Annotated in this window: 16 protein-coding genes; 9 read left to right on the plus strand and 7 right to left on the minus strand. The window is 67.3% G+C overall.

The window, feature by feature from the left end; genetic code table 11:
- Positions 1–13 precede the first annotated feature (13 nt).
- Together V8V93_RS02365 and V8V93_RS02370 are read left to right on the plus strand one after the other, a co-directional pair.
- Complete coding sequence (locus tag V8V93_RS02365; protein WP_338668769.1) at positions 14–652, plus strand: TPM domain-containing protein; 639 nt, start codon at positions 14–16, stop codon at positions 650–652.
- Between the two features lie 86 nt (positions 653–738).
- Complete coding sequence (locus tag V8V93_RS02370) at positions 739–951, plus strand: hypothetical protein (protein ID WP_338668770.1); 213 nt, start codon at positions 739–741, stop codon at positions 949–951.
- Between the two features lie 142 nt (positions 952–1,093).
- Here V8V93_RS02370 and V8V93_RS02375 read toward each other — a convergent pair whose 3' ends face one another.
- From V8V93_RS02375 to phnF, 7 genes are all read right to left on the minus strand, one after another.
- Positions 1,094–2,101, minus strand: a complete 1,008-nt coding sequence (locus V8V93_RS02375) for a DEAD/DEAH box helicase (protein ID WP_338668771.1) — start codon at positions 2,099–2,101, stop codon at positions 1,094–1,096.
- A 414-nt stretch (positions 2,102–2,515) separates the two neighbouring features.
- Positions 2,516–2,695: a hypothetical protein gene (locus V8V93_RS02380; protein ID WP_338668772.1), complete on the minus strand. Its 180-nt coding sequence runs from the start codon at positions 2,693–2,695 to the stop codon at positions 2,516–2,518.
- A gap of 62 nt (positions 2,696–2,757) precedes the next feature.
- Positions 2,758–2,910 (minus strand): hypothetical protein, encoded by a 153-nt coding sequence (locus tag V8V93_RS02385; protein ID WP_338668773.1) that lies wholly within the window; start codon positions 2,908–2,910, stop codon positions 2,758–2,760.
- Between the two features lie 482 nt (positions 2,911–3,392).
- Positions 3,393–3,962, minus strand: coding sequence for a phosphonate metabolism protein/1,5-bisphosphokinase (PRPP-forming) PhnN (gene phnN / locus V8V93_RS02390; protein ID WP_338668774.1), 570 nt, complete (start codon positions 3,960–3,962; stop codon positions 3,393–3,395).
- The gene (locus V8V93_RS02395; protein ID WP_338668775.1) at positions 3,959–4,693 is read right to left on the minus strand and encodes a DUF1045 domain-containing protein; all 735 of its coding nucleotides are present in this window, start codon (positions 4,691–4,693) and stop codon (positions 3,959–3,961) included. Before V8V93_RS02395 ends, phnN begins: the two co-directional genes overlap by 4 nt.
- Positions 4,690–5,340, minus strand: coding sequence for a DapH/DapD/GlmU-related protein (locus tag V8V93_RS02400; protein WP_338668776.1), 651 nt, complete (start codon positions 5,338–5,340; stop codon positions 4,690–4,692). The genes V8V93_RS02395 and V8V93_RS02400 overlap by 4 nt, the downstream gene beginning before the upstream one ends.
- 230 nt (positions 5,341–5,570) lie before the next feature.
- On the minus strand, positions 5,571–6,290 hold the full coding sequence (gene phnF, locus V8V93_RS02405; RefSeq protein WP_338668777.1) for a phosphonate metabolism transcriptional regulator PhnF: 720 nt from the start codon (positions 6,288–6,290) through the stop codon (positions 5,571–5,573).
- A gap of 81 nt (positions 6,291–6,371) precedes the next feature.
- Between phnF and phnG the strand changes: the two genes are divergently transcribed.
- The 7 genes from phnG to V8V93_RS02440 are packed head-to-tail and all read left to right on the plus strand — an operon-like array spanning position 6,372 to position 12,194.
- Entirely contained in the window at positions 6,372–6,851 is a 480-nt protein-coding gene (gene phnG, locus V8V93_RS02410; protein ID WP_338668778.1) for a phosphonate C-P lyase system protein PhnG, read from the plus strand.
- A 9-nt stretch (positions 6,852–6,860) separates the two neighbouring features.
- Complete coding sequence (gene phnH / locus V8V93_RS02415) at positions 6,861–7,457, plus strand: phosphonate C-P lyase system protein PhnH (protein ID WP_338668779.1); 597 nt, start codon at positions 6,861–6,863, stop codon at positions 7,455–7,457.
- Position 7,458: 1 nt separating this feature from the next.
- A complete protein-coding gene (locus V8V93_RS02420; RefSeq protein ID WP_338668780.1) occupies positions 7,459–8,586 on the plus strand; it encodes a carbon-phosphorus lyase complex subunit PhnI in 1,128 nt (375 codons plus the stop codon).
- Positions 8,583–9,536 (plus strand): alpha-D-ribose 1-methylphosphonate 5-phosphate C-P-lyase PhnJ, encoded by a 954-nt coding sequence (locus V8V93_RS02425; protein WP_338668781.1) that lies wholly within the window; start codon positions 8,583–8,585, stop codon positions 9,534–9,536. The genes V8V93_RS02420 and V8V93_RS02425 overlap by 4 nt, the downstream gene beginning before the upstream one ends.
- The gene (phnK, locus tag V8V93_RS02430) at positions 9,533–10,315 is read left to right on the plus strand and encodes a phosphonate C-P lyase system protein PhnK (protein WP_338668782.1); all 783 of its coding nucleotides are present in this window, start codon (positions 9,533–9,535) and stop codon (positions 10,313–10,315) included. Before V8V93_RS02425 ends, phnK begins: the two co-directional genes overlap by 4 nt.
- An 8-nt stretch (positions 10,316–10,323) precedes the next feature.
- The gene (phnL, locus tag V8V93_RS02435; RefSeq protein ID WP_338668783.1) at positions 10,324–11,031 is read left to right on the plus strand and encodes a phosphonate C-P lyase system protein PhnL; all 708 of its coding nucleotides are present in this window, start codon (positions 10,324–10,326) and stop codon (positions 11,029–11,031) included.
- Positions 11,032–11,033: 2 nt separating this feature from the next.
- Complete coding sequence (locus V8V93_RS02440) at positions 11,034–12,194, plus strand: alpha-D-ribose 1-methylphosphonate 5-triphosphate diphosphatase (RefSeq protein ID WP_338668784.1); 1,161 nt, start codon at positions 11,034–11,036, stop codon at positions 12,192–12,194.
- Positions 12,195–12,308 lie beyond the last annotated feature (114 nt).

Genomic DNA, 12,308 nt, shown 5'->3' on the forward strand with positions numbered 1-12,308 from the left:
AACAGGACATCCCATGCGCAACGCAGAGACCTTTCTCACTCAAGCGGAACAGGACGCACTCGTACAGTGCGTGCAGGCGGCCGAATCCACGACCTCCGGCGAGATCGTGCCGGTCATAGCGACCATGAGCTACGACTACCCGAGGGCCGGGCTCATCGGCAGCCTCATCCTCGGCGCGCTCGCGGCCGTGGCCCTGACCCTGGCCCTGGGCCGCGAGGACATGTGGGTCTTCCTGGCCCTGTTCCTGGCCCTGTTCCTGTGCTTCTCGCGCCTGTTCGACGCCTTCCCGGCCCTCAAGCGCCCCTTCCTGTCCAAGCGCGAGATGCGCGAGGAGGTGGCCGAGGCCGCCTTCACCGCCTTCCACGCCCACGGCCTGCACGACACCCGCGACAAGACCGGCATCATCCTCTACGTCTCGGTCTACGAGCGCTCTGTCCAGGTCCTGGCCGACAAGGGCATCAACGACCTGGTCAACCCGCAGGCCTGGGAAGAGGTCGTCGCCATGGTCACCGAGGGCATCCGTGCGGGCAGGCCCGGGCAGGCCCTGTGCAAGGGCGTGACCCGCTGCGGCGAGATGCTCTCCGAACGGTTCCCCATCAAGCCCGACGACACCGACGAGTTGCCCAACCTGATCATCGAAAAAGCGGACTAGCCCCGGCAACGTCACCCAAGGGTCACCCGCCCTCCATACTCCCGTAACACCGGTCTGGTCTCCTGTGCCAAACATGGAGGTCCGTCATGTGTGCCGCCGTTCCGGTCGCGCTCCTGCTGCTCGTCGTCCTCGCCGCGCTCACCGTCCTGCGCCTGTCCAAACCCGCGCCCAACGCCCGGCTGCTGGCCGGGCTTCTCGATTCCGTCGGCCATGACGCCGCCCCGGCCGGCCGCCGCGACACGATGCCTCCCGCTTCAACCTCCAACCCCATCCGCGCCGGCAAGGCGGGAACCGCCTGACCAACCACCCCGCTCCCTGCCGCCGCGAACACGCGCGTCCTCCTCCGGGAGGGCGCGTCTCTTTTGGGGAGGACCGGCCGGAGGCACGAAAAAAGCCCCCAGCAGGTGCCGGGGGCTTGGAATGGACTTGTGGGCAGGAGCCCTAGAGGGTCTGCTGTTTGAGCTTGACGCGCATGACGCGTTCGATGTCGCGGACCTGGGTTTTGTCTTCACTGGTGACGAGGCTGACGGCGTGTCCGGAGCGGCCCGCCCGGCCTGTGCGACCGATGCGGTGGGTGTAGGTTTCCACGGTTTCGGGCATGTCGAAGTTGATGACGTGGGAGATGCGGTCGCAGTCGATGCCTCGGGCGGCGATGTCGGTGGCGACCATGATGTCGAACCGTCCGTTGCGGAAGCCGTCCAGGGCGCGTTGGCGCTGGCTCTGGCTCATGTTGCCCTGCAGAAAGGTGGAGTTGTAGCCGGAGTTGGCCAGCTTGCGGGCCAGGTTCTTGGCCTTGTGCTTGGTCCGGGTGAAGACGAGCACGCTCTGGCGGTCGCCATTGTCGAGGAGCCGGGTGAGCAGGTCGCCCTTGAGGTTGTTGGCGGTGGCGTAGAAGCAGTGTTCCACGGACTCCACGGGCTTGGTGTTGGCCACCTGCACGGTCTTGGGGTCGTTCAGGATGTTTTCGGCCAGCTTGCGGATGTCCTTGGGCATGGTGGCCGAGAAGAGCAGGTTCTGCCGCTTGGCGGGCAGCTTGGCCAGGATGCGCTTGATATCGGGCATGAAGCCCATGTCGAGCATCCGGTCGGCCTCGTCCAGGACCAGGGTATCAATGTGATTGAGGGACACGGCGCCCTTGCCGAGCAGCCGGACCAACCGTCCGGGGCAGGCCACGATGATGCGGCAGTGCCCGAAGGCCTTGATCTGCGGATTCATGCCCACGCCGCCGATGACCACGCCGGAGCGGATGCCGGTCTGCTTACCCAGATCGTTAAAGTTCTCGTCGATCTGCAGGGCGAGTTCGCGGGTGGGGGCCAGGACCAGGACGGTGGGCAGCGCCCGGCCGGACTTGTTGCTGGTCAGCAGCCGTTGCAGAATGGGCAGGGCGAAAGCGGCGGTCTTACCGGTGCCGGTCTGGGCCAGGCCCATGACGTCGTGGCCTTTAAGCACGAGAGGAATTGCCTGCTCTTGAATGGGGGTGGGGGTTTCATAGCCGCACCCTTTGATGCCGGCGAGAATACGCCGATCCAGGGAAAAGTTGGAAAAAGTCATATAAACCTTTGGTAAAAAGGGAATTTTTTCGACGGCGCGCGACAGCGGTCGGGGTCCGGGGCTGGCCCGGTGTATCGGAAGTGCTCTGGTACGGGAGTAAATCTTGGTTCGACGGGGTGTGGAACGTTGGGTGCCCAATGGGGGCTAAGAAGTATTCGTACGTCCAGTCACGCTGAGCTGACCCTTTATCGGCCTTCGGCCAGCAAAAGTAAAGGGGTTTTTTAAAGGGGTTCGCAGGCAAAAGACAAGGCCCCTGCAGGAGAGGGCAGGGGCCTTGCATTCGGGGCGTCTCCAGCCGGAAGGCCGGAGGGGTCAGCCTCGCTGCGGTGGACCGGGCACGACGCCGGGTTGCAGGCCGGACGAAGCCTGGCCGTTGGCACCTTTTTCTTCACGCTTGGGGGTGACGCTCGAGCGGCAGAGCGGGCAGAGCGTTTCGAGGATCAGGGCATCCCAGGTTCCGGTCCATTGGCATTTGTCGCATTCGTAAAACATACGTCCTCCTGAGTACTTTGGGCTCGACCAGCAAGCCGGGCCCGAGGGTGAGAGAGAGGGATTCAGGCCGTGTCCGGACTGTCGACGCGGACATTTCCACATCGGTTCTCCGGTTTGGCGGTCTCCTGCGCCGTTGTGCACGAGACGCCCTTGCCGAGCTTGGCGCTGATCCGGTAGCGGTCGAAATAGCCGGGCGAACAGGGTGCTATGGCCACCGATCCCCTTCCGGTTTTCCAGAATCCCTTTTGATACAGGACAAGGACTTCGGCCGTTCGTAACGGAAGAATCCTTATGCAGACGCCAAAGCGGTCAAGCCGGACGGCGTGTTCCTGGTTGGTGCCGCAAACGTCCGCCCCTTGAGGGGGGGGTGAAGACATCCGCGTGCGGGATTGCGTGAAACCGGGGTGTTCGGCGGGCAAGCTGCCCTGAGCCGGAAAACATGGATTCGACCATGTCGTCGAAGGCGGTGCGGAAGCGAACAAGCGGTACGGCGTTTGCGCCTTCTTCGGGTCGTCTTGTGGAGACGGATCTTTGCTTGTGTTCCTCCCCGCTTGAGCCTGTACCGGAGAGCGACCGGCTGGAACCGGAATGCGTTCCGGGACCGAGGCAAGGGGGATGCCTTTCGACTGTGCCCACTATAGCGACTATCGCGAGATAGTCAAGGCGGGGTCCCGACGCCCCACCCCCGTTACCCGGCTCAGACCGCCCGGCGCATGCGCGGCGGCCGCTTCCGGGCCAGCTCAAGCAGGGCGCGGCCGGCCGAGGACAGCTCCCCGCTGTTGTCGATGGTCCGCAGGGCCGGGTGGCTGACGGCGTAGTCCCCGGCGCGTTGCAACCGGCCTTCGACCTCTTCGGCGGTCTCCCGGCCGCGCAGGACGAGGCGCTGGCGCAGGATGTCCGGGTCCACGGTGACCAGCGCCGGAACAAGGTCCGGGTAGCGCCGGACGGCCTCGGGCAGATAGGCGCGGGAGCCGTTGACCACCACGTTCAGGCCCGCCTCCAGCCAGGCGTCGATCTCGATGCCCACGCCGTAGCGGTTGCCGTGGCTGTCCCAGGCAAGGGCGAACAGGCCCAGGTCCAGGCGGGCACGGTACTCGTCGGGCAGCAGGGCCACGTGGTTCTCGCCCCCGGCGTCGGCCGGGCGGGTGATGTAGCGGTGGGCGAAGGCCGCCTCGCTTCCGGGGCAGTGCTTGCGGGCGTAGAGCATGATGGAGTCCTTGCCGCAGCCGGAAGGACCGATGACGTAGATCAGGTTGCCTCGGGTCATGAATTCTCCTTGGTATTGCCGAGCCGGGCCCGGTAGGTCAGCCGAAACGGCGCGGACCGGTCGGGCTGGTGGAAGAGACAGAGTTCGCGGACCGGATAGGGGCGCCCGGTGACGGACGCGGCCAGGCCGGACAGGATGTCCGCAAGGCGTGCGCGCCGGTCCGGGTCCTCGACGCGACCGGTCAGGGTGATGTGGAAACGAAATTCCGAAAGCACGTAGGGGTAGCCCCACTCGTCGAGCAGGCGGCTTTGGGCCGGTGTCATGCCCGGGGTCCGGCGGGCCTCGTTCTCCTCGGGGGTGGCCGGAATCCGCAGGGGGGTCATGGCCCGCAGGCAGGCCTCGGCGGCCTCGCCCAGACGGACCTGGTCGGCCGGGACCAGGGCCAGGAACGAGCCTATCACGCGCACGGACAGGGAGGGCAGGTCGAACGGGGCCAGGGATCCGGCCAGGGTCTCCAGCCGGTCGACTATCCCGGCCTCGTCCACGCCGGGCAGGGGCGCGAAGGGTGGCATGAGCGTGCCGTGGAAGCCGTAGTGGCGCGGCGGCTCGGTGGCCGCCCGCCATGCCTCCGGAGACAAGGCCTCCGGAGAGAGGCCGTCCGGCGGGACCGGGGCGGCGGGCGGGACGGACTCGTTGTCCCGGCCGAGCCAGGCCGCGCCGAAGCGGTCCAGGTCGCCGCCCCGCTCCGGGGCGTAATAGACGCCGTAGCGTCCGCTCGTCTGTCCGGTCATGAGGCCGCGCCCCCCTCGTACTTGTCCAGGAACGCTTCGATGTCCAGTTCCCGGAAGTCGGGCAGCGCCTTGCCCAGGAAATCATGGGGCCAGTCCCACCAGGCCAGGCGCAGGAGACGCTGGCGCACCTCGGCCGGGAACCGCTCGCGGATCATCCGGGCCGGGACCCCGCCCACGATGGCGTAGGGAGGCACGTCCCTGGAGACCACGGCCCCGGCCCCGATGACCGCGCCGTGGCCGATGCTTACGCCGGGCAGAACCACCGCCCCGTGGCCGACCCAGACGTCGCAGCCGATGCGGGTGCGCTGGGTGCGCCGCCACTCGAACACGGCCTCGTCGTCCGGGCCGAAGCCGTAGCGCGTGCTGCGGTAGGTGAAATGGTGCTGGGACGGCCGCCACATGGGGTGGTTGGTCGGGCCGATGCGCACGTTCGACGCGATGGAGGCGAACTTGCCGATGTCGGCGTAGGCCACGTCGCAGCCGGGACTCAGGTAGGCGTAATCGCCCAGGACGGATTCGAGCATCAGGCAGTGCTCCAGGACCTCGGTGTAGGGACCGAGGGAACTGTCGCGGACGTCCGCCGTGGGGTGGACCGCGGGGTCCGGGCCGAGCCGGACGTCCTCTTGGGGGTACGGGTGCGTGTTCATGGCTCCTGACTGACAAATGCGCCGGGTTTGGAAAAGCACGGGAGCGCATCATTTCCGCGACGAATTTGACGGTTAGGTTACAACAAGTTGAAATCCCTGTCTAAAGCGGACAAGTGCGGAACTTGTCTAGTGTGCCTTGTCCGCCCTTGTCCTACCACGTTCCCGAACGCGGCCCGAACCCCGGGCCGGACAAACCCGAACCGCGGGCCCGAGGCACGGACATGACCCTATCACGGCTCCACCAGAATCTGCACCCAGTCGCTGGCGAACAGGCAGACCCCGAACTCCACGGGCACGCCGGTCTCGTCCACGTTGACGCTCTCGGTGACGAGCACCGGGCGGTTCCTGGGCTGGCGCAGCTCCCCGGCTTCCTCGCCGGTGGGCATGCGGGCGATGATCCGGGTCTGCTTGCGCGAATAGTCGGACACCCCGAAGTATTCGAGCGTACGGGTCACGGACTTCAATTCGCGGTAGACCCGGACCATGCCCGGAAACAGGGTCTTGGGGAAAAAGGCCGTGGAATAGCTGATGCGCCTGCCGTCCGCCTCGCCCGCGCTGGTGATGCGGGTGACGACCTCGCCCGGCTCGATGCCGAGGGCCTCGGCCACGCGCGGTTCCGCCTCGGTGTCCACGGCCTGGAGCAGGATGTTGCCCGGCGTGCGCCGCTGGCGGGACAGGTTCTCGCTGAACCGCGTCCGGCGGCTGACCGGATAGTGGATGACCGGTTCGCGCACGAAGGAGCCGCGCCCCTGTTCCACGCGGATGAGCCCGTCCTCCTCGAGCACGGACAGGGCGCGCCGGATGGTGTGGCGGTTGACCCCGAACTCCACGGACAGGCTGTTTTCCGACGGCAGCCGGTCGCCCGGCCCGAATCGTCCGGACGAGATGGCCGCCTCCAATTGCGCATGGATCTGCCGCCACAAGGCGACCCCGTTTCCGCGCGTGAGCATACATGTACCTCGACTCGTTTTTCGCCCGGCAGAGCACAGGCTTCGCCGGTTGTCTAGACAACTTATGAGGATTTCACAGAAATGAAACCCGATAGTGACATGAAGGCCCCCATGGACCGGCAAACCCGAGCCAGAAAGGAATGGATGGGGGTCCTCGCCCGGACCGGCACGGACCGCCTGGAGGCGGCCTACGCCCGGCTCGACCCCGAACCACGGTTCGAGCACCTGCGCCCGCCCGAGGTGGGCATGACCATGGTCCGCGCCAGGGCCGAGGCCCGCGGCGAACGGTTCAACCTCGGCGAAATGACCATGTGCCGCTGCTCGGTCCGTCTGCCGGACGGCAGCGTGGGCCACGGCTTCGTGGCCGGACGCGACCGGCGGCACGCCGAACTGGCGGCGCTGTTCGACGCGCTGCTCCAGGACCCGGACTCCGGCCCCGCCCTGCGCCGGGCCGTTATCGACCCGCTTTCGGCCTCCCTCGCGGAGGGGCGCCGCGGGCGGGCAGCCAAAACCGCAGCCACCAAGGTGAACTTCTTCACCATGGTTCGCGGCGAAGACTAGGGGGAACCCATGCAAGGACACGCCCTTGACGCGGCCAAAGAACCGCGCGAACCGGCCCTTGAAAACCAGCGCATATTCCGGGCCATACTCCTGACCATGTCCCATCCGGGCACGGTCACCGTGCTCGGCAACTGGCCCACGCCGCCCAAGGGGCTGCACCCGGCCGCGGCCGCGGTCTGCCTGGCCCTGGTGGACATGGACACGCCCCTGTGGATCGGGCCGAGCGCCCCGCTGGATATCCAGACCTACCTGCGCTTCCACTGCGGCTGCACCGTCTCCCGCAGACCGGAGAGCGCCACCTTCGGCCTGATCCCCGACGGGCTGGAGCTGCCGGACCTCGGCCAGTTCCATCCAGGCGATCTCGAATACCCGGACCGCTCGGCCACCCTGATCATCCAGGTCAAGGCCATGAACGTGGGCCGGGGGATTCCCCTTTCCGGCCCCGGCATCAAGGGCGAGACCCGGCTGCACGTGGACGGGCTGAACCCCGACTTCTGGCGGTCGCTGCAACGCAACGCCCGGCGATTTCCGCTGGGCTTCGACGTGATTCTGGCAACACAAACGGAGATCGTCTCCCTGCCGAGAACGATCCAGGTGGGAATATAACGTGTACGTAGCCGTCAAGGGTGGCGAACAGGCCATCGAAAACGCCCATCGGCTCATGGCCGAGGAGCGCCGGGGCGATCCCGGCGTCCCGGAACTGACCGTAGAACAGATTCTTGAACAGATGCGCCTGGCCGTGGACCGGGTCATGAGCGAGGGCGCCCTGTACGACCCCTGGCTCGCGGCCCTGGCCGTGAAGCAGGCGCGCGGCGACCTGGTGGAAGCGACCTTCCTCCTGCGGGCTTACCGGACCACCCTGCCCCGGCTGTACGACAGCCTCCCGGTGGACACCACGGCCATGGAGGTCCGCCGCCGCGTCTCGGCCACCTTCAAGGACATCCCCGGAGGCCAGGTCCTCGGACCGACCTTCGACTACACCCACCGGCTCCTGGACTTCGACCTGGCCGCCGGAAACCGCCCGGAGCCCGCGGCCACGGCGCCGGACGCCCCCCCGGACGAGACCGGCGGCGAGCCGCCCCTGTCCAGGGTCATGGACCTGTTGTCCGAGGAAGGCCTGGTGGACCGTCCCGGCGAAGGACCTGAGCGCGCGCGGCCCGTGGGCGACATCACCCGCGACCCGCTGACCTATCCGGCCGCCCGCGACGTGCGCCTGCAGAACCTGGCGCGCGGGGACGAGGGGTTCCTGCTGGCGCTGGGCTATTCCAGCCAGCGCGGCTTCGGCGACAACCACCCCTTTGCGGGCGAGATCCGCATGGGCGAGGTGGCCGTGTCCATCTGCCCGGACGAACTCGGCTTCGAGGTGGAGATCGGCGACGTGACCGTGTCCGAGTGCGAGATGGTCACCAGCTTCAAGGGCTCCAAGGACGAATTGCCCCGGTTCACGCGCGGCTACGGCCTGTCCTTCGGCTACAACGAGCGCAAGGTCATGGCCATGTCCCTGGTGGACCGCTCCCTCCAGGCCCGCGAACTCGGCGAGGACATCAACGCCCCGTCCCGGGACGAGGAGTTCGTCCTGTCCCACAGCGACAACGTGGAGGCCCAGGGCTTCGTCCAGCACCTCAAGCTCCCGCACTACGTGGACTTCCAGGCCGACCTGGTCATGGTCCGGGGGATGCGGGCCGAGATTCTCAAACGGGCCGAGTCCAAGGCCGAAACCGAGGAGGCCGCATGACCGCCGTCAAGACGCCCGCCGCCCCCGGAACGTCCGCCGTGGAAACGGGCTACAACTACGGCTACCTGAACGAGCAGACCAAGCGGATGATCCGCCGGGCCATCCTCAAGGCCGTGGCCATCCCCGGCTATCAGGTGCCCTTTGCCGGGCGCGAGATGCCCATGCCCTACGGCTGGGGCACGGGCGGCATCCAGCTATCCGCCTCCATCCTCGGGCCGGATGACGTCTTCAAGGTCATCGACCAGGGCGCGGACGACACCACCAACGCGGTCTCCATCCGCAAGTTCTTCGCCAAGGTTACCGGGGTCGAGACCACGGAGCGGACCGGTGAGGCCACAGTCATCCAGACCCGCCACCGCATCCCCGAGACCCCGCTCAAAGAGGGCCAGATCATGGTCTACCAGGTGCCCATCCCCGAGCCCCTGCGCTGGGTGGAGCCGCGCGAGACCGAGACGCGGACCATGCACGCCCTGGAGGAGTACGGGGTCATGCACGTCCAGCTCTACGAGGACATCGCCCGGCACGGGCGCATCGCCACCAACTTCATGTACCCGGTCAAGGTCAACGGCAGGTACATCATGAGCCCGTCGCCCATCCCCAAGTTCGACAACCCCAAGCTCGACGACTCCCCGGCCCTGCACGTCTTCGGCGCGGGCCGCGAGAAACGCATCTACGCCATCCCGCCCTACACCGAGGTCAGGAGCCTGGATTTCGAAGACTATCCCTTCGAGGTGGAGACCTGGGACGGGTGCTGCGCCCTGTGCGGGGCCGAGGACAGCTACCTGGACGAGATCATCCTGAACGACGCGGGCGAGCGCATGTTCGTCTGCTCGGACACGGACTACTGCGCCACCCGCCGCGCCCAGGGCCACACCGGCCCCATGGCCGACCAGGAGGAGTTGGCGGAACTCACGGGCAAGACGCCCGGCAAGGAAGGAAACAAGGCATGACCAAGCTGCCGCAACCCATGATCCGCGTGCGCAACGTCACCAAGAAATACGGCGAGATGATCGGCTGCCGCGACATCTCCTTCGACCTCTGGCCCGGCGAGGTCATGGGCATCGTGGGCGAGTCCGGCTCGGGCAAGTCCACCCTGCTCGGCTGCCTGTCCGGGAGGCTCGAACCCACCGCCGGATCGGTCGGCTACGCGTCCCGCGAGTTCGGCGACATCGACGTGCACGGCTGCGCCGAGCCCGTCCGCCGCAAGCTGCTGCGCACCGAGCTCGGCGTGGTCCACCAGAACCCGCGCGACGGCCTCAGGCTGGGCGTCACCGCCGGGGCCAACCTGGGCGAGCGGCTGATGAGCATCGGCGCGCGCCACTACGGCAACATCCGGACCGAGGCCCTCAAGTGGCTGGCCGAGGTGGAGATCGAGGCCGGGCGTATCGACCACTTTCCCAAGACCTTTTCCGGCGGTATGCAGCAGCGCCTCCAGATCGCCTGCAACCTGATCACCCAGCCCCGGATCGTGTTCATGGACGAGCCCACCGGCGGCCTGGACGTGTCCGTGCAGGCCAAGCTCCTGGACCTGCTGCGCAACCTGGTCTCCCGGCTCGGGCTGTCGGTCATCATCGTCACCCACGATCTGGCCGTGGCCCGGCTCCTGGCCCACCGGCTGATGGTCATGCAGCGCGGCGAGGTGGTCGAGACCGGGCTGACCGACCAGGTCCTGGACGACCCCCAACACCCCTACACCCAACTGCTGGTCTCCTCGATCCTGCAGGCCTAGGAACGACAATGCCCACCGACAACACCATGATTTCCGTCCGCAACCTGGACAAGACCTTCATCCTGCACACCCAGGGCGGCACGGTCATCCCGGTCTTTTCCGGCCTGACCCTCGACGTCGCCGCCGGCGAGTGCGTGGCCCTGGCCGGGGCCTCGGGCGCGGGCAAGTCCTCGCTGATCTGCTCGCTCTACGGCAACTACCGGCCGCAAAACGGTTCGGTGGCCATCCGCCACGAGGGCGGGATGGTCGACATCGTCAGCGCCACGCCCAGACAGGTCCTGGACATCCGCAGGAAGACCATGGGCTACGTCAGCCAGTTCCTGCGGGTGGTGCCGCGCGTCCCGGCCCTGGACGTGGTGGCCGAGCCCCTGGTCAGCCTGACCGGCGACGTGAAGGATGCCCGCGACCGGGCCGCCTTCCTGCTCAAGCGGCTGAACATCCCGTCCGCCCTGTGGTCCCTGCCACCGGCCACCTTTTCGGGCGGCGAGCAGCAGCGGGTCAACATCGCGCGCGGCTTCAGCGTGGAATACCCGGTCCTGCTCCTGGACGAGCCGACCGCCTCCCTGGACGCCGAGAACCGGCGGGTGGTGGTCTCTCTCATCAACGAAGCCAAGGCCCGCGGCACGGCCGTGGTCGGCATCTTCCACGACGAGGAAGTGCGCGACCTGGTGGCCGACAGACTGTTCGAAATGCGCAGCTTCAAGGAGGCCGCATAACCATGGACCGCATTCTCAAGAACGCCCGCATCGTCCTGCGCCACGAGGTCGTCACCGGCTCGGTCAGGATCACGGACGGGGTCATCCAGTCCATCGACCTCGGCCCGTGCAACGTGACGGGCGCGGAAGACCTGAACAACGACTATCTCCTGCCCGGCTTCGTGGAGCTGCACACCGACAACCTGGAACAGGAGCTGGAGCCGAGGCCGGGGGTCTTCTGGCCCGACCCCATCGGCGCGGTCCTGGCCCACGACAACACCATGGCCGGCGCGGGCATCACCACGGTGCTCGACGCGGTCTCGCTCGGCGAATACCACGACGGCCCCAACCGCTCGGAGATGATGGACATGTCCCTGCGGGCGCTTTCCCGGGCACGGGCCACCGGGGTGCTCAAGGCGGACCACCGGCTGCACCTGCGCTGCGAATTTTCCGACCCCAAGGTCCTGGACATGCTCCTGCCGCACATCGACGACCCGGAGCTCATGCTCGTCTCGCTCATGGACCACACGCCGGGGCAACGCCAGTTCACGGACACGGACAAGTACCGCAAATACTACAAGAAAGGCTGGAGCGACGAGGAGTTCGCCGAGATCGAAAAGCGGCTGCACGCCACCCAGCAGGCCTGCGCGGCCGGCAACCGCGAGCGCATCGTCTCCCTGTGCCGCGAGCGGTCCCTGCCCATGGCCAGCCACGACGACACCCTGGCCGAACACATCGCCCAGGCCGTGGCCGAGGGCATGGCCATCTCCGAGTTTCCGACCACCGTAGAAGCCGCCCGCCTGGCCCGCGAAGCGGGGATCCGCATCGTCATGGGCGGCCCCAACCTGGTCCGAGGCGGGTCCCACTCGGGCAACGTCTCGGCCCGCGAACTGGCCGAAGCGGACCTGCTGGACATCATCTCCTCGGACTACGTGCCGGGCAGCCTGGTCGCCGGGGCGTTCGCCCTGCACCACAGCCTGGGCTTCTCCCTGCCCGAGGCAGTGGCCCGGATCAGCGCCAACCCGGCCGAAGCCATAGGGCTGGCGGACCGGGGGAGTATCGCCTGCGGACTGCGCGCGGACCTGGTCCGGGTGCGCGAGATCGAAGGCGTACCCGCCGTGTTACGGACCTGGCCGGCCGAAACTTCCGGACCGCTTGAAATGACTGCTAAAAACGCGGCCTGAATGTGACAGCCGCAAGCGACGATTTCGTCAAACCGTCACCCGGTCACAATACCCCTGTTGCAGGGAGTGTGTAGACCCTTCACGGTGAGGGAAGCTGCCGCCTTCGGGCCGGGC

Source organism: Pseudodesulfovibrio sp. 5S69 (assembly GCF_037094465.1).
Taxonomy (GTDB): Bacteria; Desulfobacterota; Desulfovibrionia; order Desulfovibrionales; family Desulfovibrionaceae; genus Pseudodesulfovibrio; species Pseudodesulfovibrio methanolicus.

Coding starts and splice junctions, on each gene's coding strand:
- V8V93_RS02365 (WP_338668769.1), top strand. CDS start 14: ATGCGCAACGCAGAGACCTTTCTCACTCAAGCGGAACAGGACGCACTC.
- V8V93_RS02370 (WP_338668770.1), top strand. CDS start 739: ATGTGTGCCGCCGTTCCGGTCGCGCTCCTGCTGCTCGTCGTCCTCGCC.
- V8V93_RS02380 (WP_338668772.1), bottom strand. CDS start 2,695: ATGTTTTACGAATGCGACAAATGCCAATGGACCGGAACCTGGGATGCC.
- phnN (WP_338668774.1), bottom strand. CDS start 3,962: ATGACCCGAGGCAACCTGATCTACGTCATCGGTCCTTCCGGCTGCGGC.
- V8V93_RS02395 (WP_338668775.1), bottom strand. CDS start 4,693: ATGACCGGACAGACGAGCGGACGCTACGGCGTCTATTACGCCCCGGAG.
- V8V93_RS02400 (WP_338668776.1), bottom strand. CDS start 5,340: ATGAACACGCACCCGTACCCCCAAGAGGACGTCCGGCTCGGCCCGGAC.
- phnF (WP_338668777.1), bottom strand. CDS start 6,290: ATGCTCACGCGCGGAAACGGGGTCGCCTTGTGGCGGCAGATCCATGCG.
- phnG (WP_338668778.1), top strand. CDS start 6,372: ATGAAACCCGATAGTGACATGAAGGCCCCCATGGACCGGCAAACCCGA.
- phnH (WP_338668779.1), top strand. CDS start 6,861: ATGCAAGGACACGCCCTTGACGCGGCCAAAGAACCGCGCGAACCGGCC.
- V8V93_RS02425 (WP_338668781.1), top strand. CDS start 8,583: ATGACCGCCGTCAAGACGCCCGCCGCCCCCGGAACGTCCGCCGTGGAA.
- phnK (WP_338668782.1), top strand. CDS start 9,533: ATGACCAAGCTGCCGCAACCCATGATCCGCGTGCGCAACGTCACCAAG.
- phnL (WP_338668783.1), top strand. CDS start 10,324: ATGCCCACCGACAACACCATGATTTCCGTCCGCAACCTGGACAAGACC.
- V8V93_RS02440 (WP_338668784.1), top strand. CDS start 11,034: ATGGACCGCATTCTCAAGAACGCCCGCATCGTCCTGCGCCACGAGGTC.